Source organism: Bradyrhizobium lupini, from assembly GCF_040939785.1.
Taxonomy (GTDB): domain Bacteria; phylum Pseudomonadota; class Alphaproteobacteria; order Rhizobiales; family Xanthobacteraceae; genus Bradyrhizobium; species Bradyrhizobium canariense_D.
In genome coordinates this window covers 4661718-4685447 of sequence record NZ_CP162553.1, presented here as the reverse complement: position 1 = coordinate 4685447, position 23730 = coordinate 4661718, and the positions used below count along the sequence as shown (strand labels likewise).

At 63.7% G+C, this 23730-nt stretch carries 17 protein-coding genes and 1 pseudogene; 7 read left to right on the top strand and 11 right to left on the bottom strand.

Annotated elements, in window-relative coordinates:
- Positions 1 to 146: 146 nt before the first annotated feature.
- Together AB3L03_RS22125 and iaaH are read left to right on the top strand one after the other, a co-directional pair.
- On the top strand, positions 147 to 3596 hold the full coding sequence (locus tag AB3L03_RS22125; RefSeq protein WP_368507040.1) for an indolepyruvate ferredoxin oxidoreductase family protein: 3450 nt from the start codon (positions 147 to 149) through the stop codon (positions 3594 to 3596).
- Positions 3597 to 3671: 75 nt separating this feature from the next.
- Positions 3672 to 5096, top strand: coding sequence for an indoleacetamide hydrolase (gene iaaH / locus AB3L03_RS22120; RefSeq protein ID WP_204512423.1), 1425 nt, complete (start codon positions 3672 to 3674; stop codon positions 5094 to 5096).
- Here iaaH and AB3L03_RS22115 read toward each other — a convergent pair.
- A complete protein-coding gene (locus AB3L03_RS22115; RefSeq protein WP_368507039.1) occupies positions 5091 to 6002 on the bottom strand; it encodes a LysR family transcriptional regulator in 912 nt (303 codons plus the stop codon). The two genes, iaaH and AB3L03_RS22115, sit on opposite strands and share 6 nt — an antisense overlap.
- Positions 6003 to 6277: 275 nt before the next feature.
- Here AB3L03_RS22115 and AB3L03_RS22110 point away from each other — a divergent pair, with 275 nt between their 5' ends.
- The 3 genes and pseudogenes from AB3L03_RS22110 (at position 6278) to AB3L03_RS22100 (ending at position 9682) form a co-directional block, all read left to right on the top strand.
- Positions 6278 to 7459 carry an HlyD family secretion protein gene (locus tag AB3L03_RS22110; RefSeq protein ID WP_368507038.1) on the top strand — a complete coding sequence of 394 codons (1182 nt, stop codon included), beginning with the start codon at positions 6278 to 6280 and terminating at the stop codon, positions 7457 to 7459.
- Between the two features lie 117 nt (positions 7460 to 7576).
- Complete coding sequence (locus AB3L03_RS22105; protein WP_204512426.1) at positions 7577 to 9190, top strand: MDR family MFS transporter; 1614 nt, start codon at positions 7577 to 7579, stop codon at positions 9188 to 9190.
- Positions 9191 to 9219: 29 nt separating this feature from the next.
- Positions 9220 to 9682, top strand: a pseudogene (locus AB3L03_RS22100) (carboxymuconolactone decarboxylase family protein).
- A gap of 157 nt (positions 9683 to 9839) precedes the next feature.
- Here the strand turns inward: AB3L03_RS22100 and AB3L03_RS22095 are convergent.
- From AB3L03_RS22095 to AB3L03_RS22070, 6 genes are all read right to left on the bottom strand, one after another.
- Positions 9840 to 10700 (bottom strand): D-amino-acid transaminase, encoded by an 861-nt coding sequence (locus AB3L03_RS22095; RefSeq protein WP_018453384.1) that lies wholly within the window; start codon positions 10698 to 10700, stop codon positions 9840 to 9842.
- Positions 10701 to 10822: 122 nt separating this feature from the next.
- Positions 10823 to 11554 (bottom strand): amino acid ABC transporter ATP-binding protein, encoded by a 732-nt coding sequence (locus tag AB3L03_RS22090; protein ID WP_018453383.1) that lies wholly within the window; start codon positions 11552 to 11554, stop codon positions 10823 to 10825.
- 8 nt (positions 11555 to 11562) lie between these two features.
- Positions 11563 to 12255: an amino acid ABC transporter permease gene (locus tag AB3L03_RS22085; protein ID WP_018453382.1), complete on the bottom strand. Its 693-nt coding sequence runs from the start codon at positions 12253 to 12255 to the stop codon at positions 11563 to 11565.
- A 4-nt stretch (positions 12256 to 12259) separates the two neighbouring features.
- Positions 12260 to 12991: an amino acid ABC transporter permease gene (locus tag AB3L03_RS22080; RefSeq protein WP_368507037.1), complete on the bottom strand. Its 732-nt coding sequence runs from the start codon at positions 12989 to 12991 to the stop codon at positions 12260 to 12262.
- 115 nt (positions 12992 to 13106) lie between these two features.
- Positions 13107 to 14018 (bottom strand): amino acid ABC transporter substrate-binding protein, encoded by a 912-nt coding sequence (locus tag AB3L03_RS22075; RefSeq protein WP_026232521.1) that lies wholly within the window; start codon positions 14016 to 14018, stop codon positions 13107 to 13109.
- 91 nt (positions 14019 to 14109) lie between these two features.
- Positions 14110 to 15531 carry a M20 family metallopeptidase gene (locus AB3L03_RS22070; RefSeq protein WP_085350151.1) on the bottom strand — a complete coding sequence of 474 codons (1422 nt, stop codon included), beginning with the start codon at positions 15529 to 15531 and terminating at the stop codon, positions 14110 to 14112.
- Between the two features lie 241 nt (positions 15532 to 15772).
- Here AB3L03_RS22070 and AB3L03_RS22065 point away from each other — a divergent pair, with 241 nt between their 5' ends.
- On the top strand, positions 15773 to 17152 hold the full coding sequence (locus AB3L03_RS22065; RefSeq protein WP_204512429.1) for an LLM class flavin-dependent oxidoreductase: 1380 nt from the start codon (positions 15773 to 15775) through the stop codon (positions 17150 to 17152).
- A gap of 160 nt (positions 17153 to 17312) precedes the next feature.
- Here AB3L03_RS22065 and AB3L03_RS22060 read toward each other — a convergent pair whose 3' ends face one another.
- From AB3L03_RS22060 to AB3L03_RS22045, 4 genes are all read right to left on the bottom strand, one after another.
- Positions 17313 to 18974, bottom strand: coding sequence for a thiamine pyrophosphate-binding protein (locus AB3L03_RS22060; RefSeq protein ID WP_018453377.1), 1662 nt, complete (start codon positions 18972 to 18974; stop codon positions 17313 to 17315).
- 79 nt (positions 18975 to 19053) lie between these two features.
- Positions 19054 to 19581, bottom strand: coding sequence for a GFA family protein (locus AB3L03_RS22055; RefSeq protein ID WP_368507036.1), 528 nt, complete (start codon positions 19579 to 19581; stop codon positions 19054 to 19056).
- Positions 19582 to 19798: 217 nt separating this feature from the next.
- Positions 19799 to 20926 carry an alkene reductase gene (locus AB3L03_RS22050; RefSeq protein ID WP_204512430.1) on the bottom strand — a complete coding sequence of 376 codons (1128 nt, stop codon included), beginning with the start codon at positions 20924 to 20926 and terminating at the stop codon, positions 19799 to 19801.
- A 119-nt stretch (positions 20927 to 21045) separates the two neighbouring features.
- Positions 21046 to 22542 (bottom strand): aldehyde dehydrogenase family protein, encoded by a 1497-nt coding sequence (locus AB3L03_RS22045; RefSeq protein ID WP_085361236.1) that lies wholly within the window; start codon positions 22540 to 22542, stop codon positions 21046 to 21048.
- 194 nt (positions 22543 to 22736) lie between these two features.
- Between AB3L03_RS22045 and AB3L03_RS22040 the strand changes: the two genes are divergently transcribed.
- Entirely contained in the window at positions 22737 to 23582 is an 846-nt protein-coding gene (locus AB3L03_RS22040; RefSeq protein WP_368507035.1) for an SDR family NAD(P)-dependent oxidoreductase, read from the top strand.
- The last annotated feature ends 148 nt before the right edge of the window (positions 23583 to 23730 follow it).

Genomic DNA, 23730 nt, shown 5'->3' with positions numbered 1-23730 from the left:
ACCAAAATGGATTAATCTACCTTCCCGTACATCGTTTTGGATAACTCTACCATAATAGGTACGCTATTCGGAAAGAAAGGTAAGACCTACCAGTTGCCCAGGCTTACCCTTCTCCCATCCGGCAAGGATGCCGTGGGGAGGTCCGCATGGCCGCCATTTCGTCTCTCGATTCTTACGAGCTTTCCGACCGCTACGATCGCGAACGGGGCCGCGTCTTCCTCACCGGCACGCAGGCCATCGTCCGCATCGCGCTCGACCAGGTGCGGCGCGACCGTGCCGCGGGGCTGAACACGGCGGGCTTCATCTCAGGCTATCGCGGCTCGCCACTCGGCGGGATCGACCTCGAGCTGTGGCGCATCCACGAGCGACTGAAGCGGGACCGCATCGAATTCCTCCCCGCAGTGAACGAAGATCTTGCCGCGACCGCCGTGCTCGGCTCACAACAGGTCGAGACGCAAGCCGACCGCGAGGTCGATGGCGTGTTCGCTCTCTGGTACGGCAAGGGCCCCGGCGTCGATCGCTCCGGCGATGCGCTGAAACACGGCAACGCCTACGGCTCCTCACCGCATGGCGGCGTTCTGGTGGTCGCCGGCGACGACCATGGCTGCGTCTCGTCCTCGATGCCGCACCAGTCCGACGTCGCCTTCATGAGCTGGTTCATGCCGACGCTCCACCCCGCAAGCGTCAGCGAATATCTCGAATTCGGTGAATATGGCTACGCGCTGAGCCGCTTCACCGGCATGTGGGTCGGCTTCAAGGCGATCTCTGAGATCGTGGAATCCGGCGCGTCCGTCGCGCTGCGCCCACCGCGGGCCTTCCACGCGCCAGACTTCACGCCGCCACCCGGCGGCCTGCACTATCGCTGGCCCGATCTGCCCGGCCCGCAGATCGAGGAGCGGCTGGAGGCGAAGAAGCACGCGGTCTACGCCTTCGCAAAGGCTAATCCGATCGATCGTCACATCTACGACATCCCGGACGCCACCTACGGCATCGTCACCACGGGCAAGGCCCATCTCGATCTGATGGAAGCGCTGCGGCTGATGGGTCTCGACGAAGCGGACTGCCGCAGCATCGGCATCGACATCTACAAGGTCGGCATGGTCTGGCCGCTGGCGCTGCATGACGCGATGGCGTTCGTGAGGGGCAAGCGCGAGATCCTTGTCGTCGAGGAGAAGCGCGGCATCATCGAAAGCCAGTTCAAGGAATATTTTTACGATTATCCGGGCGAAAAACCCGAGCGCATGGTCGGTAAGCATGACGAGCAAGGGGCGCGGCTGATCTCCTGGATCGGCGAATTGTCACCGCGTGCGCTCGCTGGGGTGCTCGCACGCCGTCTCGATCCGATGTTCCCAGGCCTCAATCTCGCCGCACGCGCAGCCGGCTTGATGCCTGAGGCCTCGCGCACGATCAACGTCAGCGGTGCGACGCGTACGCCCTATTTCTGCTCGGGCTGCCCGCACAATACATCGACGAAAGTGCCCGAGGGTTCGAAGGCGCTGGCCGGCATCGGCTGTCATTTCATGGCCAGCTGGATGGACCGCGAGACATCGTCCCTGATCCAGATGGGAGGCGAAGGCGTGAATTGGGCCGCCTCGTCACGCTTCACCGGCAACAAGCACGTGTTCCAGAATCTGGGCGAAGGCACCTATTATCATTCGGGTTCGATGGCGATCCGGCAGGCGATCGCCGCCAAGGCCAACATCACCTACAAGATCCTGTTCAACGATGCCGTGGCGATGACCGGCGGCCAACCCGTCGACGGCCCAATCAGCGTCCACGCTATCGCGCACAGCGTCCGCGCCGAGGGCGTTGCGCGCATCGCGCTGGTGTCGGACGATCCGGCGCAATTTCCGCCAGGCGATCTTCCGGTCGGCGTGTCCCTCCATCCGCGCGAGAAGATGGACAGCGTGCAGCGCGAGCTGCGCGATATTCCCGGCGTCTCGGTGCTGATCTATCAGCAGACCTGCGCGACAGAGAAACGGCGTCGCCGCAAGCGTGGACAGATGATCGATCCCAAACGCTTCGCCTATATCAACGATCTCGTCTGCGAAGGCTGCGGCGACTGCTCGGTCGAATCCAACTGCCTCAGCGTCGAGCCCAAGGAGACGCCGTTCGGCCGGAAGCGCCGGATCAACCTCTCATCCTGCAACAAGGACTTTTCCTGCCTCAACGGGTTCTGCCCGAGCTTCGTCACCGTCGAGGGCGCGAGGCGCCGGAAGAAGGGCGCGAGCCGGATCGACGCGGTCGGCCACGCGGCCACGCTTCCCCTGCCCGGGCCCGCAACGCTCGACCGTCCCTATGATCTGCTCGTCACCGGCGTCGGCGGCACCGGCGTGATCACGGTCGGCGCGCTGATCGGCATGGCGGCCCACCTCGAAGGAAACGGTGTCTCGGTGCTGGATTTTACCGGCTTTGCGCAGAAATTCGGGCCGGTGCTGAGCTACATCCGGTTGGCCGCATCTCCCGACGCATTGCACCAGGTCCGTATCGACCAGGGCGCGGCCGATGCGCTGATCGGCTGCGACCTCGTCGTCAGCTCCTCGCCGAAGGCGTCCGGCACCTATCTAAAAGGTACGCGCGCCGCGGTCAACACCGCGGAGATGCCGACCGGCGACGTCGTCCGCTTCCGTGACGCCGATCTCGCCTCACCCGCCCGCCTGCGTGCGATCGGCCAGGTGATCGGCGACGGCAATCTCGACACCATCAACGCCAATGCGCTGGCCGAGCGCCTGCTCGGCGATGCCGTCTATGCCAATATCGTCATGCTGGGCTTTGCCTGGCAGCGCGGGCTGCTGCCGGTCTCGCTGTCGGCGCTGTTGCGCGCGATCGAGCTCAACGGCGTCGGGGTCGAAAGCAACAAGCAGGCTTTCGCCTGGGGCCGGATTGCAGCCGCCGATCCCGACTTCTTGCCGAAGGTGGACGAAGCGCCGAAGGCCGAGACGCTCGACCAGCTGATCGACCGCCGCGCCGACTTCCTCACGGCTTATCAGAACGATGCCTACGCAGCGCGCTATCGAGAGCGCGTTGCAAGTGTTCGCCATGCCGAAGCCAGCCTGAATAGCGAGGCATTGACCGAGGCGGTCGCGCACGCCCTGTTCAAGCTGATGGCCTACAAGGATGAGTACGAGGTGGCGCGCCTGCACATGCAGACCGGCTTCCTCGACGAGTTGAAAGGCGAATTCGAAGGCGAATTCAGCATCCAATATCACCTTGCCCCGCCGTTCCTGCCGTCGAAGCGCGATGCCCGCGGACGTCCGCGCAAGCACGCCTTCGGACAGTGGATCCAAATGCCGCTCGCCATGCTGGCGCGAGTGAAGGGATTGCGCGGGACGCCGTTCGATCCGTTCGGCTACACGGCGGAGCGGCGCGCCGAGCGGGAACTCATCACCTGGTACGATGGCGTCATCAAACGGCTGCTCGGCGGACTCGACGCGGCGCATCTGCCAAGCCTGGTCGCCATTGCAAAAGCGCCGATGGATATCCGGGGCTACGGGCCGGTTAAGGACGCCGCGATCGGGAAGGTGAAGGCCGAGGTTGAACGGCTGTTCGCCGAGCTCGATGCGCCATCACCTGCAAGGATGCGCGCCTACGGTTGACGGAGCGCCGACGAGGCTTCAGCCTCTGGAGCCGAGGGGCGCCCTGATGGCGCACCTGCAACCGGGTGACGCCTCATGGATTTCGACCAGTTGACCCTGACCCAGGCTGTGGCCGACCTCCGCGCCGGAAAAGTCACGAGCACCGCGCTCACGACGGAAGCTCTCGCCCGCGCCAAGGCCAATGCCGATCTGAATGCCTTCGTCACCCTGGACGAGGCCGGCGCTCTGAAGGCTGCGGCCGCATTCGACGCGAACGACAACAAGGACAAGCCGCTCGGCGGTGTTCCCATCGTGATCAAGGACAATATCGAGGTCACGGGGCTCCCCTGCAGCGCAGGAACGCCGGCGCTGAAGCATTACGTTCCGAGGGCCGACGCGCCGGTGGTCGCAAAATTGCGCGCGGCGGGCGCGGTCATCATCGGCAAGACCAGCATGCACGAGCTCGCCTTCGGCATCTCCGGCTACAACACCGCATTCAAGACCGGCGCGGAGTTCGGCGTGCGCAACGCCTATGACCGCACCCTGATCGCGGGCGGCTCCTCCTCAGGAACGGGCGTCGCGATCGGCGCGCGGATCGTCGCGGGCGGGCTCGGCACCGACACTGGCGGATCGGTCAGGGTCCCCGCCGCACTGAATGGATGTGCCTCGCTGCGTCCGACGGTCGGACGCTATCCGCAAGCTGGCATCGCGCCGATCTCGCACACCCGCGACACCGCGGGCCCGATGGCGGCGACCGCGGCGGATGTCGAACTCCTCGACCGCGTCATAGCAGGTGGCAAAGCCGTTCAGGCGGCCGATCTGAAGCAGATGCGAATCGGCATCGTGAGGTCGATGCTGACAAATCTCGACGCTGACACCGACGCCGCTTTCCAGGCAGCAGTGGCGAAGATGAAAGCGCAGGGTGTCACGATGGTCGAGATCGAAATGCCGCAACTGGCCGAGTTCAATGGCCAGGTCAGCTTTCCGGTCGCGCTGTACGAAGCCTATGACGATCTGGTCGCCTATCTCGACCACACCGGCACGGGCCTCAGCATCGAGGCGCTGGCAAGGGACATCTCCAGCGCCGACGTCAAGGGCACCTATGATGGCCTGGTGATCCCGCGCAAACTGCCTGCCCCCGATGGCGCGCTGGTTGACGCCAAGCCGATCTATGACGCCGCGATCAATAGTGCACGCCCCGCGCTCCAGGTGCTTTACAGCAGGACTTTCGCCGACAACCGGCTCGATGCCATCGCCTTCCCGACCACGCCGCGCGTCGCCATTGCCTCCAATCCGGATTCCAGCAGCCTCGAGAATTTCGGGTTGTTCATCCAGAACACCGATCCCGGCAGCAATGCCGGCATTCCCGGCATCCAGATCCCGATTGCGCTCGGCGCGGTCAGCAAACTTCCGATCGGACTCGAGCTGGATGGCCCTGCAGGCAGCGACCGCCGCCTGCTTGCGCTCGGCATGGCGCTTGAAAAAGTGTTCGGACGGCTGCCGGCGCCACCCCGCTCATGAATAGGGATTGATCAGCTTCTGCTGCTCTGCGCTGTGATGCACGAGCATGTCGATAAAGGTCCTGACCTTCGCCGACAGATGATGCCGGTGCGGATAGACCGCGTTCATCGACATCTCGACGGGACGATATTCGGGCAGAAGGCGAACAAGATGACCGGCTTCGAGATCGCCCTGGACGAGAAAACCGGCCATCAGGCAGACGGCAGCGCCTTCCAGCGCCACCTTTCGCAAGGCCTCACCGCTGTTGGTGATGAAGCTGCCGGAGATGCGCACCGATGCCGGCGTGCCCTTGCGATCGAAGAAGCGCCAATCTTCGCCGAACGGATAATTCAAGTGACGGGCGCAATTGTGCGCGGTGAGCTCACCGAGTTTCTGCACGCGACCGTGCCTTTCGAGATAGTCGTGCGAGCAGCACAGCACGTGGCGCCAAGTTGCGAGGCTGCGAACGATCAGGCTCGAATCCGGCGGCGCGGTCATGCGCAGAGCAACGTCATAGCCTTCTTCGATGAGGTCGATTTCGGCCTCGCCCATCCGCAGATCGATCTTGAGCTCCGGATAGGTCGACAGGAGCTTCGCCACCACGGGCGCAACGAACGGCACCATGTGCGTGGCGACGTGGATCCGTAGCGTGCCGCGGGGCACCGACTGCAATTCGCTCGCGATATCGTCGGCCTGTTTGATTTCGGCGAGTATCTGGATGCAGCGGTCGTAATAGGCCTTGCCGATGTCGGTGAGGCTGACCTTGCGCGTGGTGCGCTGAAGCAGCCTCACGCCGAGCCGGTCTTCCAGCGCCTGGACGTGATTGCTCACCATGGTGGTCGACATGTTGAGCTTGCGGGCTGCTGCAGAGAAGCCGCCGGTCTCGACCACCCGGCTGAAGACTTCGAGACTGGTCAATCGGTCCATGCCGACTGATTATCCGCTCTTGAGAGATAATCGCAAGGAATTCCGTCCGATTATCCATCAAACCGCTCCTGCGGGCAGCGCGGATGCGTTAGCCGCAATCCCTCGACAGGCCCGGCAATCGCTCTGGGGCAGTCGTACCTCCGGCTCGATAGATCATACGGGCCCAGGCGAGATCCCGGGACTATCCACTGTCAGCGGATAATCCTTTCGGCATTTCGCTGATTATCGATCGGACGAGGAAGACCGATAATCTGGGTCAGCCGAAGGAGACCGCCATGTCCGAGATGCCCCGCACCGAAAACTTTCAGCAAGCGACTGAAATACCGCAAGCTACCCCGACGGCGCCGGTGCGTGGTCCCGACCGGAATATGGTCCGGCGGGCGGCGCTGGCGCTCGCGTTCCTTGCGGGCACGGCTGCGGTTGTCCATTACGGACACGACTACTGGGTCAACGGCCGTTATCTCGAGACAACCGACGACGCCTATGTGAAGGCCGACTCCACGATCATCGCGCCAAAGGTCTCGGGCTACATCGCCAAGGTGCTGGTCAGCGACAACGAAAAGGTCAAAGCGGGCCAGCTGCTGGCGAAGATCGACGACCGCGACTTCAAGGCGGCGCTCAATCAGGCCCGCGCCGATGTCGCTGCGGCGGAAGCGGCAGTGCGGAACCTCGACGCCCAGCTCGAACTCCAGCAGCCGATCATCGAGCAGAGCACAGCCGATGTCGCTGCTGCGGACGCGAATCTGAAATTTGCGCAGGAGGAGCGCGCCCGCTACGACGACCTGATGAAGTCGGGCTCCGGCACGATTCAGCGCGCGCAACAGACTGACGCCGCGTTGCGCGCCAGCAACGCGCAACTGCAACATGCCAGGTCGGGCCTCGTGGCCGCGCAACGCAAGGTCGACGTGCTCACGACCCAGCGCGCGCAGGCTACTGCCCAGCTCGAACATGCGCGTGCGGTCGCGGAGCAGGCGACGCTCAATCTCTCCTACACCGAGATTACCGCGCCGGTCGACGGAACGGTCGGCGCCCGCTCACTGCGCGTGGGACAGTTCGTGCAGGCCGGCACGCAATTGATGGCGGTGGTGCCGCTCGATGCGGTCTATGTCGTGGCGAATTTCAAGGAGACGCAGCTCACACATGTCCGCGCCGGCCAGCCGGTCGAGCTGCACGTCGACAGTTTCCGCAACCAGACCCTGCGCGGCCATGTCGACAGCCTGTCGCCGGCGAGCGGCCTTGAATTCGCATTGCTGCCGCCCGACAACGCCACCGGCAATTTCACCAAGATCGTGCAACGGGTGCCGGTGAAGATCGTGCTCGACGACCACAGCCTGACCGGCCTGCTGCGCCCCGGCATGTCCGCGGTGCCGACCGTCGACACCAAGCAGACCGTGCTGGCCGAGCGTGAGACGGCGAAGCATCTCGCCGACAACGCGGCCCGTCCGAACGGCGGTTGAAGCCGGAAAGGTCCGGCGGGACTATCAAGTCCTGCCGGATGATCCTTCCCAAACTTGGTCGATTATCGAAACGAACTGCCTGATCCATCCTGTCTCCGTAACCGAGACGAGGCTTCCATGAGCACGCTCCAACCGACCGTTAATACCACGGCCGATATCCCCGCTCCCGTCGCGGCCCCCGCAACGCCCGCCGTCTCGACCAAGACCTGGATCGCCGTGATCGGCGCGACGCTCGGCGCCTTCATGGCGGTGCTGAACATCCAGATCGTCAATGCCTCACTCGCCGATATCCAGGGCGCGATCGGCGCCGGCATTGATGACGGCGGCTGGATCTCGACCTCCTATCTGATCGCGGAGATCGTGGTGATCCCGCTGTCCGGCTGGCTGGCGCAGGTGTTCTCGATCCGCATCTATCTCCTCACCAATGCGGTCCTGTTCCTGGTCCTGTCAGCCGCCTGTGCCTTGGCGCAAGACCTGCCGCAGATGATCGTGCTGCGGGCGGTGCAAGGGTTTACCGGCGGCGTGCTGATTCCGATGGCGTTCACACTCATCATCACATTGCTGCCGCGCGCCAAGCAACCCGTGGGCCTTGCGCTGTTCGCGCTGTCGGCGACGTTCGCGCCCGCGATCGGCCCGACCATCGGCGGCTATCTCACCGAGAATTTTGGCTGGCAGTACATCTTCTATGTCAACGTTGTCCCCGGCACGATCATGGTCGGCATGCTCTGGTACGCGCTCGATGCAAAGCCCATGAAGCTGTCGTTGCTGCGCGACGGCGACTGGGCCGGCATCATCACCATGGCGATCGGATTGTCGGCGCTGCAGACCGTGCTCGAGGAAGGCAACAAAGACGACTGGTTCGGCTCGCCCTTCATCGTCAAGCTGTCCGTCATCGCGGCCGTGGCGCTGAGCGCCTTCCTGATCATCGAGCTCACCGTGAAGAAGCCGCTCCTGAACCTGCGTCTGCTGGTCCGCCGCAATTTCGGCTTCGGCATGCTCGCGAATTTCCTGCTGGGAATCGCGCTCTACGGCTCGGTGTTCATCCTGCCGCAATATCTGGCCCGCATCCAGGGCTACAATGCCGAGCAGATCGGCATGGTGCTGGCTTGGACCGGCCTGCCGCAGCTGGTGCTGATCCCGCTGGTCCCGCGGTTGATGCAGAAGCTCGATGCGCGGCTCATCATCGGCGTCGGCTTCGTCCTGTTCGCGGCCTCCAACTTTATGAACATCTACATGACCGGCAACTATGCCGCCGATCAATTGCTCTGGCCCAATGTGGTTCGTGCGATCGGCCAGGCGCTGGTAATGGCGCCGCTGTCTGCGGTGGCGACCTCAGGCATCGAACCGGAGAACGCGGGCTCGGCCTCCGGCCTGTTCAACATGATGCGCAACCTCGGCGGCGCCGTCGGCATCGCGCTGTTGCAGACCCTGCTGACCAAGCGCGAGCAGTATCACTCCAACGTGCTGATGCAGTCAGTCTCGTTGTTCGAGCAGGCGACGCGGACGCGGCTGGAACAGCTCACCCAATACTTCGTCAATCACGGCATTCTCGATCGGGCGGACGCGTTGCATCGCGCCTATGTTGCGATCGGCCATATCGTGCAGAAGCAGGCCTATATCCTCGCCTTCAGCGACACCTTCTATCTGCTCGGCGTGGCACTGATCGTCGCGCTGATCGCCACCCTCTTCCTGAAGAAGGCCGGCCCCGCCTCGGCCGGCGGCGCCCACTGACATCACCCCAGCAAGCAAGGAGAACGACCATGAAACCCCGCATGAATTTCTACCAGGCCGCACCCGACACGATGAAGGCGCTGATGGCACTGGAAGAGCAGATCCAGTCGACGGGCCTCGAGAAATCGCTGATCGAGCTCGTCAAGATCCGCGCGTCGCAGATCAACGGCTGCGCCTTCTGCATCAACATGCACACCGAGGACGCCCGCAAGCGCGGCGAGACCGAGCAGCGCATCTATCTGCTCAACGCTTGGCGCGAGATCGCCGCTCTACACCGACCGCGAGCGCGCCGCGCTGGCCTGGACGGAATCAGTGACGCTGATCGCCGAGACGCACGCGCCTGATGACGTCTACGAGCAGGTCCGCGCGCAATTCTCCGATGCGGAGACGGTGAACCTGACCATGCTGATCGGCGCCATCAATGCCTGGAACAGGCTAGCGATCGCGTTCCGTGCGGTTCACCCGGTAAAGGTGAAGGCGTCGGTGGCGTGAGGTGCTGACGCATGAGGCCAAACTGCCTCAATACATTCGCCTGTCATGCCCCGGCTTAACCGGGGCATCCAGTACGCCGCGGCTTCTCGAGTCCAGCACTCCCGTCACGGAGTACTGGATCGCCCGGTCAAGCCGGGCGATGACGGCGGTGGGTAGCTTAAACCGCCGTCGCCTTCGCGAACTCCACGTAGATCTCGCGCAGCCGCATGGCGATCGGGCCGGGCTTGCCGTCGCCGACCTTCTTGCCGTCGATCGCAACCACCGGCTGGACGAACAGCGACGCCGAGGTGGCGAAGGCTTCCTTGGCGGCGAGCGCCTCGGCGACCGTGAAGGAACGCTCTTCGACGCGGAGCTGACGCTCTTCCGCCAGCGCCACCACCGCCTTGCGGGTGCAGCCCGGCAGGATCGCGTTGGAGTTCTTGCGGGTCACGATGACGTCGTCCTGGGTCAGGATGAACGCTGAAGACGAACCGCCTTCGGTGACGTAACCGTCTTCCAGCATCCAGGCTTCGCCCGCACCGGCTTCGGCCGCGGCCTGCTTTGCCAGCACTTGCGCCAGCAATGCTACGCTCTTGATGTCACGCCGCTCCCAGCGGATGTCGGGCACGGTGATCACATTGATGCCGGTCTTGGCCGAGGCGGCGTTGATGATGTCCTTCTCCGACGTGAACATCACCAGGCTCGACTTGACGTCGCCCTTGGGGAAGGCGAAGTCGCGGCCCTTGTCGGCGCCGCGGGTGACCTGGAGATAGACGAGGCCGTTCTCGACCTTGTTGCGTGCAATCAGCTCCTGCTGGATCTCGGTGATGCGCTCGACCGTCTCCGGGAGCCTCAGCTTGATCTCGCCGACCGAGCGCTCCAGCCGCGCCAGATGCGAGGCATTGTCGACCAACTTGCCGTCGAGCACGGCCGAGACCTCATAGATGCCGTCGGCGAACAGGAAGCCGCGATCGAGGACCGAAATTTTGGCGTCCGAAAGCGGGACGAATGAGCCGTTGACATAGGCGATCGGATCCAAGGCAGGTCTCCTGGCGGGAATAGGGATTACCCGCTGGTATAAGGGATTTGTCGGTGCCACGAAACCCTCAACCCGTCATTCCCGACCGGCGCCAGGAGGCACGTCGCGGAATGACAGTGGGATCAATGCGACAGAATCTTCGACAAGAACTTCTGCGCGCGGTCGCTGCGGGGCTTGCCGAAGAAATCGTCCTTCGGGGCGTCCTCGACGATCTCGCCGCGGTCCATGAAGATCACGCGGTTGGCGACCTTGCGGGCAAAGCCCATCTCGTGCGTCACGACCATCATGGTCATGCCCTCATGGGCGAGGTCTACCATGACGTCGAGCACCTCGCTCACCATTTCGGGGTCGAGCGCCGAGGTCGGCTCGTCGAACAGCATGACGATGGGATCCATCGCGAGCGCGCGGGCGATCGCCACGCGCTGCTGCTGGCCGCCGGACAGGTTCGCGGGAAATTTTTGCGCCTGTTCCTTCAGGCCGACCCGCTCCAGCAGCTGCATGCCTTTCGCCACCGCCTTGTCGCGCGACCGGTCGAGCACCTTCTGCTGCGCGAGGCAGAGATTATCAATGATCTTCAGATGCGGAAACAGCTCGAAGTGCTGAAAAACCATGCCGACACGCGCGCGCAGCTTGGGCAGATTGGTCCTGGGGTCGTTGACCTTAGTGCCATCGACGCTGATGTCGCCTTTCTGGAATGGCTCCAGCGCGTTGACGCATTTGATCAGCGTCGACTTGCCTGATCCCGACGGACCGCAGACCACGACCACCTCGCCCTTGGCGACGCTGGTGGTGCAGTCGGTCAGCACCTGGAAGGCCGGGCTGTACCATTTGTCGACGTGGCTGATCTCGATCATGGCAAACTCTATCGAATGATGGCGATGCGCGCCTGCAGGCGGCGAACGCCGAAGGACGCGATACAGGAGATGGTGAAGTAGACGATCGCTGCGAATAGATACATTTCGACCAGACGGCCGTCGCGCTGCGCGACCTTGCTAGCCGCACCGAGGAAATCGGTGATCGACAGCACATAGACCAGTGAGGTGTCCTGGAACAGCACGATGGTCTGCGTGATCAGGACCGGCAGCATGTTGCGGAAGGCCTGCGGCAGAACGACGTAGCGCATGGTCTGGGCGTAGGTCAGGCCGAGCGCGTTGGCTGCGGCCGGCTGGCCGCGCGAGATCGACTGGATGCCGGCACGCATGATCTCGGAGAAGTACGCGGCCTCGAACATGATGAAGGTGATGAGCGAGGACGCGAACGCGCCGACACTGATCGGACGCGACGCGCCAGTTACCCATTGCCCGATATAGGGCACCAGGAAGTAGAACCAGAAGATCACCAGCACCAGCGGCAGCGAGCGCATGAAGTCGACATAGACGCCCGCGATGCGGCCCAGCACCTTGTAGCCGGACAGCCGCATCAGCGCGATCGCCGTGCCGAAGACGAGGCCGCCGAGTGCAGCAAGCCCGGTCAGCATCAGCGTGAACGTCATGCCCTCATAGAATAGATAGGGCAGCGTGCGGATGATGACCCCGAAATCAAAATTGCTGAACATGGCGCTACTTCCCCGTGATGTAGCCGGGGATCGCGATCCAGCGCTCGAGGAAGCGCATCGCGGTCACGACGACGGCGTTGACGAGGAGATAGAGGATGGTCGCAGCGGTGAAGGCCTCGAACACCTGGAACGAGAATTCCTGCATCGAGCGCGCCTGGCCGGTCAGTTCGAGCAAACCAATGGTGATGGCCACAGCCGTGTTCTTGATGGTGTTGAGGAACTCGGACGTCAGCGGCGGCAGGATGATGCGAAAAGCCATCGGCAGCAGGATGTAGCGATAAGCCTGCAGGGTCGTGAGGCCGAGTGCGGTCGCCGCCATCTTCTGCCCGCGCGGCAGCGATCCGATGCCGGCGTGCAACTGCACGGCGACGCGCGCCGACATGAAGAACCCGATGCCAATCGCGGCCGTCCAGAACGGCGCGTTCGGCAGTTGTTTCAGCCACAATCCCGCGGACCTTGGCAACACTTCCGGCAGCACGAAAAACCACAGGAAGAGCTGCACCAGCAGCGGCATATTGCGGAAGAATTCAACATAGGCAAAGCCGAACCAGTACGCTCCCTTCGACGGCAGTGTGCGCATCACGCCGACGATCGATCCGGTGATCAGCGCGATGATCCAGGCGAGCGCACCCGTCTTGAGGGTCAGCACCAGGCCCGACAACAGCATGTCGAGATAGGTGCCGGTCCCCATCGGGTTCGGCTGGAAAAAGATTCCCCAGTTCCAGTTGTAGTTCACGTGTCCCCCGCGCGAACGCGCCAGTCATCGATGTCCTGGCGCCTATGCAAATGTCCGGCCATCCTGGAGTCAAGATGGCCGGACACGATCCCGATCGAAAGATCGAGGTTATAGCTTACTTATAATCGTCCGGGTTTGGCGAGTCCGTCGGCTTGGCAAACTCGTTCTTCAGCTCGGCCGAGATCGGCGTGTTGAGATTGAGGCCCTTCGGCGGGATCTTCTGCGTGAACCACTTGTCGTAGATCTTCTGGCCCTCGCCGGAGGTGTAGAGCGCAGCGGTCGCCGCGTCGACGACCTTCTTGAAGGCCGCGTCGTCCTTGCGCAGCATGATGCCGTAGGGCTCAGGCTTGGAGAACGCGTCCTTGGAGATGACGTAGTCATCGGGCGACTTCGAGCCGGCAACGAGGCTCGCGAGCAGGATATCATCCATCACGAAGGCGACCGCACGGTCGGTCTCGACCATCAGGAAGGCCTCGGCGTGGTCCTTGGCCGGAATGATGTTTGCGCCGAGGCTTTTTGCAACATTGGCCTCGGTGAGCTGTTTGATGTTGGTGGTGCCGGCAGTGGAAACCACCGATTTTCCCTTGAGGTCGTCAATCGCCTTCAGGCCACTCGACTTCTTGAAGACGTAGCGGCTGGCCGTCAAATAATGGGTGTTGGTGAAGGCAACCTGCTTCTGGCGCTCGGCATTGTTGGTGGTCGAGCCGCATTCGAGATCGATGGTGCCGTTCGCCATCAGCGGGATCCGGGTCGCCGAGGTCACCGGATTGAGCTTGACCTCGAGCTTGTCGAGCTTGAGCTCCTTCTTCACGGCGTCGACGATCTTGTAGCAGATGTCCATCGCGTAGCCGATGGGCTTCTGGTTGTCGTCGAGATAAGAGAACGGGATCGAGGAGTCGCGGAAGCCGAGCGTAATGGCGCCGGTGTCCTTGATGTTCTTGAGCGTGCCGGTCAGCTCCTCGGCCCCGGCCTGGCCGACGGCGAAGGTCGCGGCGAGCGCGAGGCCGATGCTACGGAAATGTTTCACGTTTTGGTCCCCTTTCAGGATGATGCCGGCGGGATGCAAGCACAAATTGGGTTGGAATAGAATGTGACTTTTGGCTGGATCGCGGCTCCGGTTAACGGCTCAGGCCGGCGGGCGGGCGCGTTAGCGGGCTTGTTAGCGGGCTTGGCAATTCCCCGAGATCCCAGAACAGGCCGGCCATCACCGTCAAGGCCTCTTCGGTCAATGGCAGCAGGATGTGCTCATTGGGCGCATGCTGGGAGCAGCCGGGATAGGAGTGCGGCACCCAGATCGTCGGCAGGCCCAATATCTCGGAAAACACGTCATTGGGCAGCGAGCCGCCGAAATTCGGCAGCACCGCCGGCACTTTGCCGGTGGTCTCCTTCACCGAATTCGCCGCCCATGCGATCCAGGGGCTGTCGAAATCGGTGCGCGATGCCGCGAAGCTCTGTGCGGCCCGCACTTCGACCATCGGAAAACCCCTTTCGACCAGATGCGCACGGACGGCTTCGATCAGGCCGTCGACCTTGGTGCCGACCACGAAGCGCAGTTGCAGCACGGCATTGGCGTGGCCGGGAATGGCGTTGGCCGGCTTCTCGATGTTTCCCGACGACATCGCCAGCACTTCGAGCGTGTTCCAGGCATAGAGCCGCTCGGCCGCCGAAAGACCCTCCTCGCCCCAGTTCTCGGCCAACGCCGGCTCGTCCTCGGTCGGCACCACCTGCACGTCCGCAAGATAGCTTCGGATCTGGTTGGTGAGGCGCGGCGGCTTCAGCGCGTCCAGCTGAAGGCGGCCGTGGCCGTCGACCAGCGTCGAGATCGCGTTGACCAGAATGGTCGCGGGGTTGGCGAGCACACCGCCCCAATTGCCCGAGTGATGACCGCCGTCGCGAACGTTCACATCGAGATGAATGCGGATGCCGCCACGGCAGCCGAGGAATAGGGTCGGACGGTCGGCGGACAGGCGCGGCCCGTCGGAGGCCACGAACAGATCGGCCTTGAGTGCATCGCGATTGAGATCGCAGACCTTGCCGAGATCCGGCGAGCCGATCTCCTCGCCCATCTCGAGGATGAACTTGGCGTTGAAGCCGAGCTTGCCGCCGCGGGCCTCGCGCACCGCGCGGAGTGCCGCCATGTTGATGCTGTGCTGGCCCTTGTTGTCGGCGGTGCCGCGACCGTAGAGACGCGTGCCCGAAACCGTGGTGCGCCAGGGATCGCGGCCGTCGCGCCACTCGCCTTCCATCCCGTCGACGACGTCGCCATGGCCGTAGATCAGCACGGTCGGCGCCGCCTCACTTTCGTGATGTTCGGCGAACAGGAACGGCGCCTTGCCGCTGGGAGATTCGATCATCCGGCTTTCGAAATCGAGCGCGGCAAAAGCGGGCACCATCTCCTGTTCCAGATAGGCGCGCAGCTCGACGCTCCGGTTCGGATTCTGGCTCTCGGTCTGGTAGGCGACGCGGCGGTCGAGTTCGGCGAGGAACGCGCCCGATTGAAAATCGTCACGGGCGCGGGCGATGGCATCGGCTCTGGTCATTATTTTCTTTTTTAGGTTGCGAGGCGAAGGAGCATACCCGATACGGGCAGGCCTCCGAAAGTGGCGGGGACTTCGATAGTCTTGGGATTTCGTTCTTGCTCTCTTGAGATTGGCTTGCCAAGCGCGGCAGCGCCGCTGATTTTGGCCTTGCCAACGTCGCGCTATATGCAAGAACTTCGCCAAGTTCGGGCGCAGCTCTATCATTCGAAGAGCGCCCGGTACAGGGCGCCGGGGGACCATCATGGCCAAGCAGATCAGGCTCAATGCATTTGCGATGAATTGCGTCGCGCACCAATCACCGGGCTTGTGGACCCATCCGCGCGACCGCACTGCCGAATATAACCGCCTGCCCTATTGGATCGATCTTGCCAGAACGCTGGAGCGCGGCCGTTTCGACGGACTGTTCCTGGCCGACGTGCTCGGCGTCTATGACGTCTACGGCAACAGTCCTGACGCAGCCTTGCGCAACGCAGCCCAGTCGCCCTCGAACGATCCGCTGCTGCTGCTGTCGGCAATGGCCGCCGTGACGCAGAATCTCGGCTTCGGCGTCACCAGCAATCTCTCCTTCGAGCCGCCCTATCCGTTCGCGCGGCGGATGTCGACGCTCGATCATCTCACCGAGGGGCGTATCGGCTGGAACGTCGTCACCGGCTATCTCGACAGCGCCGCGCGCGGCGCCGGCAAGGACAAGCAGATCGGGCACGACGACCGCTACGAGATCGCGGACGAATATATGGAGGTCGTCTACAAGCTCTGGGAAGGGAGTTGGGAGGAAGACGCCGTGCTGCGCGACCGCACGCGCGGCATCTTCACCGATCCCACAAAGGTCCATCGCGTCAACCACGAGGGCGCGAACTACCGCATCAACAACACCATCCACCTGAGCGAACCGTCGCCGCAGCGGACGCCCGTGCTGTATCAGGCCGGCACCTCGCCGCGCGGACGGCAGTTCGCGGCACGGCACGCCGAATGCGTGTTCATGTCGGGGCCGTCAGCCAAGGTGATCGCGCCGCGCGTATCGGCGATCCGTCAGGAGGCCGCCGCGTTCGGCCGCAATCCGGCGGAAATCCTGATGTTCTCGATGATGACGATCATCCTCGGGCGGACGGAAGCCGAAGCGAACGAAAAATATGCCGACTATCGCCGCCACATCAGCCCGGAAGGCGCGCTGGCGCTGATGTCGGGATGGACCGGAATCGACTTCTCCGGCTACGAGCTCGATCAGCAGGTGCGCCATGTTCAGAACGATGCCGGCCGCAGCGCACTCGATAACGTCACCCGCGCCGATCCCGATCGCGTCTGGACCGTGCGCGACGTCATCGAGCATGTCGGCGTCGGCGGCGCAGGTCCCGTCGTGGTCGGCACGCCGGAAATGGTCGCGGACAAGATCGAGGCGTGGTTCGAGGCGACCGATGTCGACGGCCTCAACGTCGCCTTCGCGATCTCACCCGGCGATTTCGAGGACATCGCCGACATGCTGGTGCCGGAGCTGACGCGACGCGGGCGGTACAAGGCGGAGTACGCGCAGGGCACGCTACGCGAGAAGCTGTTCGGCGAGGGGCGGGCGCGGCTAGGTGCGCCGCATCCGGCGGCAGGGTTCAGAGTGGGGAGAAAGGGGTAGCGCCGCTAGGTACGCTGTCATGCCCCGGCTTGACCGGGGCATCCAGTACGCCGCAACGTCTCGACTCAATCACCGCCGCCTCTGGAATACTGGATCACCCGCCTTCGCGGGTGATCACGACTGATAATGTGGCGGCACCAATGCCGCAGGTGACGCTGCCCTACAGCTTCCCGTCCACCATCACCTCGATCAGTTTCGTCCCCGGCCGGCCAAACGCCGACGCCAGCGTCGCCTTCAACTCTCGGGGATCGCTGACTTTGATTGCCTCACATCCCAGCGCCTTAGCCACGCCCGCGAAATCCACCGGCGGATCGACAAAATCCATGCCGACGTAATTGTCGTCGCCGTGGAAGGCGAGCAGGCGCTGCTTGATGATGCGGTAGCCGCCATTGTTGGCAATGACCACATTGAGCGGCAGCTTGTGATGCGCCGCTGTCCACAGCGACTGGATCGAATACATCGCGCTGCCGTCGCCGGAGAAGCAGACCACCGGGCGATCGGGATTGGCGATGCTGGCGCCGACGGAGGCCGGCAGGCCCCAGCCGATGCCGCCGGAGGCAAGGCCGTGATAGCCGAAGCGATCGCGGTGCGCACGCAAGGCCGTGATCTGGCGGCTCGAGGTGAGGCCTTCGTCCACGAGGATGGCATTAGCGGGCATGGCCTCGACCATTTGCAGCACCAGCCAGTCCGGATCGATGGGGCTGCGGTCCGCGGCCTTGCCGATCTGCTCGACCAGCGCGGTGCGCCGCGCGGTCCAGTTCCTCGGCGCGAGTTCGGTCAGCCGTTGCTTCGCGCGGCTCGCCAGGGCAGCGCCGCCCATCTCCTTCAACACCGGGATCAGCGCGCGCAGCGTTTCCTTCAAATCCGCCTTCAGCGCGATCTCAGCCCCGTAGTTCTTGGCGATCTCCCAATCGCCGAGGCCGATCTGCACGATGCCAAGGCCCTCCGGCAGCGCGTCGACCTCGCTGTAGACCGACATCCGCAAGGGATCGCCGCCGAGCGCGATCAAGAGGTCAAAGGGCGCAAGCGTGTCGCGCGCGACTTTCTGGACACGTGCCAGCGTGCCGACGAAGCTCGGGCTCTCCGAGAGGAAGTGCGAGCCATAGGGCGTCGAGGATTGGTAGGCAGCCGCGCCGAGTAGTTCTGCGAGTTCGGCGGCCTCCATCAGCGCATCGCTCTTGACCACTTCGTCCATGGTGACGATCACGGGACGCTCGGCCCTGAGCAGTCGGGCGGCGAACGCCTTCAGTGCCTCATCCGATGGCCTTGTGCGAGCGTCAATGCGGGTGGAGCGACCGAGATCGATCCCTGCCTCGCTGTTGAGGATATCGCCGGGCAATGAAATGAACACCGGCCCGGTCGGCGGGGTGGTTGCGACTTTTGCGGCGCGGCGCACGATGCGCGGCAGATCCTCGAGCCGCGTCACCTCGACCGCCCATTTCACCAGCGGCTCGGCCATGCGCACCAGCGGCCCATACAGCACCGGCTCCATCAGTCCGTGGCCCTGCTCCTGCTGGCCCGCGGTCAGGATCATCGGCGTGCCCGTGAACTGGGCGTTGTAGAGCGAGCCCATCGCGTTGCCGAGGCCGGGCGCGACATGGACGTTGCAGGCGACCAGCTTTCCGGAGGCGCGGCTATAGCCATCCGCGATCGCCACCACCAGGCTCTCCTGCATCGCCATCACATAGGCGAGGTCAGGGTGATCCTTCAGCGCATGCATGATCGGCAGCTCGGTGGTGCCGGGATTGCCGAACAGATGCGTGATGCCCTCGTCCTTGAGCAACGCGAGAAAGGCGGAGCGGCCGGTGATCTTGTTCTTCATGTTTCCTCCAGAGGCGGACGTTGCCGCAAGGCAAAAAGCATGATGGCCGAAATCGCGGGAGGCGCGCAAGGAAGCGCGGTCATGGCTGCGTTGCGTGGGACAGCGCTACATCTCCTCGCGCCCCAACTCGAACGGATCCTCGCCGCTCGCCCGCTTCTTTTTTCGAGCGCTGCCAGACCACACCGGGAAAGCCTTTCAGCGGCACCAGCGGCTCGCCGGTATAGGTCCATTCCTGCAGCTCTTCGATCGCGATGTGATAGAGCGGCTGGCGGCCGGTGCGTTCCCTAAACAGCGCACGGGGGATGTTGACCATATGCGGCCCGCGCGGGCGCTCATATGCGATCGGCGTGCCGCAATGCGCGCAGAAGCTGCGCGCGGTCTTCGTTGCCTTGTCCTCGTAGCGCGTCAGCGCCGTCTTACCTGCGGTGATGCGAAACCGCTTCTTCCAGCTTCCGACATAGGTTGCATAGGCGGCGCCGTGGGCGCGACGGCTGGCGGCGGAGTGATCGTGCCAGGCCCAGCGTGCGGGAACGTCGATCTCGAAGGTAACCCTGCCGCAGAGGCACTGGCCGGTGGCTATACCTGCGGCGGCTGCGGCTTTGGCCATTGTCTCTCCTCTCGTCATTGCGAGCGCAGCGAAGCAATTCAGAGTCTTTCCGCCGAGGCAGTCTGGATTGCTTCGCTGCGCTCGCAATGACGGAGTTCGTGGTGTCAGTCGGGGCAACACAATAACTCTGTAGCCCGGATGAGCGAAGCGACATCCGGGAAGACCAGAGCTTGAGTGAACCCCGGATATCGCTTTGCTCATCCGGGCTACAGCAGTGTCAGACCGGCGTCAGTTCGTCGTACGCGGGATAATCCGTATAACCCTTCTCCTCGCCACCGTAAAACGTCGCACGGTTATACGGCGTGAGAGGGTAATCCTGCTGCAGGCGGAGCGGCAGATCGGGGTTGGAGATGAAGATGCGGCCGAAGGCGATGATGTCAGCATGCCCCTCCGCAATGGCGGCGTTCGCGGTCTCGCCGGTAAATCCGCCGGCGGTCATCAGCACGCCGCTGTAGAGCGGGCGGAACAGCAGCATCGCCGACGGCACGTTCTGCCAGTTGACTTCGGCGCGCCCCGAGCCGCTGGAGCGCGGTTCGATGAAATGCAGATAGGCAAGACCGAGCTTGTCGAGCGCGTTGACCACGTGCGTGTAGAGCGGCATCGGATCGGGCTCGCCGGAATCATTGGCGATGCCGTGGGGCGACAGCCGCACGCCGACGCGGCCCGCGCCCCAGACGTCGATCGCGGCCTCGGTCACTTCGAGCAGAAGCCGCGCGCGGTTCTCGATCGAACCGCCATATTGATCGGTGCGCTGGTTGCTGCGTGATTGCAGGAATTGCTCGAGCAGATAGCCGTTGGCGCCGTGGATCTCGACCCCGTCGAAGCCGGCGGCCAGCGCGTTCTTCGCACCCTGCCTGAAGGCCTCGACGATGCCCTTGACTTCATCCGTGTCCAGCGCGCGCGGCGTCTCATAGTTGGAGATCTTGCCGTCGGCAGTCATCGCCTTCATGCCTTCGGCCTTGATCGGGATCGCGGAGGCCGAGACCGGCAGCTCCCCGCCGTGGAAGGAGGAATGCGAGACGCGGCCGACGTGCCAGAGCTGGAGAAAGATGATGCCGCCCTTGGCGTGCACGGCGTCGACCACCTTGCGCCAGCCCGCGATCTGCGTCTCCGAATAGATGCCGGGCGTCGCTGGATTACCGCGGCCGTGCGAGAGCACGGGCGAGGCCTCGGCGATGAGCAGGCCGCCTTGGGTGGCGCGCTGGCCGTAATATTCGGCGTTGAGCGGCCGCGGCGAAAAGCTCTCGCGCTCGGCCCTCATGCGCGTCAACGGCGCCATCGCGACGCGATGCGCGAGCGTGTACGGACCGACCTGCAACGGTTGAAACAACGCCTCGAATTTCATGCTGGCCTCGAATGGCGAAGGAAGGATGCGCATCATATAGCGAGGGGCGGCTACCGAGAGAAGGCGCCGCCCCTGCAAAAGCAGATATTCCCTCCCGCGGAACGCGGGAAAGACCAGTGTTACGCCGTCTTGATCCACACCGCCTTCACGTTGAGATATTCCTCGACGTGCTGCTTGCCGGATTCGCGGCCGTAGCCGCTCATCTTGTAGCCGCCGAAGGGCACGGCCGGGTCCATCGCCTGGTAGCAGTTCACCCACACCGAACCGGCACGGAGCCTCTTCGCGACCGCATGCGCCTTGCTGACGTCCCGCGTCCACAGGCCCGAGCCGAGACCGAACGTGGTGGCGTTGGCGCGCTTGACCAGCTCGTCCATGTCCTTGAACGCGATCGCCGAAATGACGGGACCAAAGATCTCCTCCTGCGCGATGCGCATATTGTCCTGGACGCCCGCGAACACTGTCGGCGATACGAAGAAGCCTTTTGCAAGCGCGCCTTCGGTGACGCGGCCACCGCCGGCAAGCGCCCGCGCGCCTTCCTTTTGGCCGATGTCGAGATAGCTGGTGACGCGCTCGAGCTGTTGCTCGGACACCAGCGGTCCGATCTGGGTGTTGGGATCGAGGCCGTTGCCGACCTGCAGTTTCTTGCCGAACTCGGCCACGCGGCCGACGAACTCCTCATAGATCGACTGCTCGACGAAAAGCCGGGTGCCGGCGCTGCAGATCTGTCCCGAATTGGCGAACACCGCCATCGCAGCGCCCGGCACGGCCGCATCGAGATCGGCATCCGCGAACACGATGTCCGGCGACTTGCCGCCGAGCTCGAGCGAGACGCGCTTGAGGTTGCCGGCCGAGGCGCGGATGATCGACTGGCCCGTGACATGCGAGCCGGTGAAGGCAACCTTGTCGACGTCGTGGTGTGCGGCAAGCGCCGCGCCCGCAGTCTCGCCATAGCCAGGCACGACGTTGATGACGCCGGGCGGAACGCCCGCTTCCATCGCGAGCTCGGCGATGCGCAGCGAGGTCAGCGGCGCTTCTTCGGCCGGTTTGAGCACGACGGTGCAGCCGGTCGCGATCGCCGGACCGATCTTCCAGATCGTCGCAGTCAAGGGACCGTTCCAGGGAATGATGGCGCCGACGACGCCGATCGGCTCCTTCAGCGTGTAGGAGAAGATTTCGCCGGGCAGCGAGTTCTCGATGGTCTCGCCATGGATCGCGGTGGACTGGCCGGCATAATAGCGCAGCATGCCGACGGCGCGCAGGCGATAGGCACGGGTACGGCTGAGCGGCGCGCCCATGTCGAGCGTGTCGAGCTGCGACAATTCGTCGAAATTCTTCTCGACGAGGTCGGCAAGCTTCAGGAGCAGATTCTGCCGCTCGAACGGCTTGACCTTGCTCCAGGGCCCTTCGAAGGCGCGGCGAGCGGCAGCAACTGCGCGATCGATATCTTCCTTGTCGCCCTCGGCCACTGTTGCGAGCAGTTCGCCGGTCGCGGGGTTGTGGGTCTCGAAGCGCTTGCCTGAGGCAGCATCGACCCACTTCCCGTCGATCAGCATCTGCTTGTAGGATCCGTTGGCGAATGGATGGCGCGTGATCGGAATAGCCTGCGACACAGCCATGGCTGAACTCCCTGTCAATGATTGATTGGTTCGATCTGGGTGGGATCGTTGATCGATAGAATACTGCGATGCCGGACAGGCGTAAAGTAGAGGCGTAGAGTCGGCGCGGAACGAACACCTCCCATGCCGACTTGTGCGGGGTCGCGCGAGTGCCATGTTATAGCACGACCGAGCCCCTCCCCGGAGACCGATCCATGCCACATCCCGCGATCATCAAAGACAATGTTGCCGTGATCACCGGTGGCGCGTCCGGCATCGGATTCGCCGCCGCCGCAGCCTTCGCGCGAAACGGCGTGAAGGTGTGTATCGCCGATGTGGATCAGGCGCGGCTGGCGGACGCCGCGACAAGACTCTCATCCCTCACGTCCGCCGCACATGTGATGACCTTCGCGATTGACGTCAGCAAGGCCGAGAGCGTGATGGAACTGGAGCGCGCCGTCCACGAGCGCTTCGGCGGCACCGACATCCTCATGAACAATGCGGGCATCCAGCCCGGCAGCACGCTGTTCGGCGAACCCGACAACTGGCAGCGCATCATCGGCGTCAACATGTGGGGCATCATCAACGGCTCGCGCATCTTCGCGCCCAACATGATCGCGCGCGGCAGGGCGGGGCTCATCATCAACACCGGGTCGAAGCAGGGCATCACCACCCCGCCCGGCGATCCCGCCTACAACGTCTCCAAGGCAGGCGTGAAAGCTTTTACGGAAGCGCTCCAGCACGAGCTGCGCAACACTGCGGGTTGCCGCATCACCGCGCATCTGCTGATTCCCGGCTTCGTCTTTACCGGCCTTACCGCGAAGGGCCGGACGGAGAAGCCGGCCGGGGCGTGGACGGCCGAGCAGACCGTGCATTTCATGCTGGCGCGGCTGGAGGCCGGCGATTTCTACATTCTGTGCCCGGACAACGACGTCCCGCGCGCGCTCGACGAAAAGCGCATGCTGTGGGCCGCGGGCGATATCGTGGAGAACCGCCCGCCGCTGTCACGCTGGCACCCGGACCATGCGGATGCATTCGCGAAATTCGTGAAGGGGGATTAGGCGTTTTTCCTTCTCCCCTTGTGGGAGAAGGTGGCGCGAAGCGCCGGATGAGGGGTTGCATCCGCAAATTCAGGAGCAGTGTCTCTCGCAGAGAGAAACCCCTCGCCCGTCTCGCCGCTATGCGGCGAGCCACCCTCTCCCACAGGGG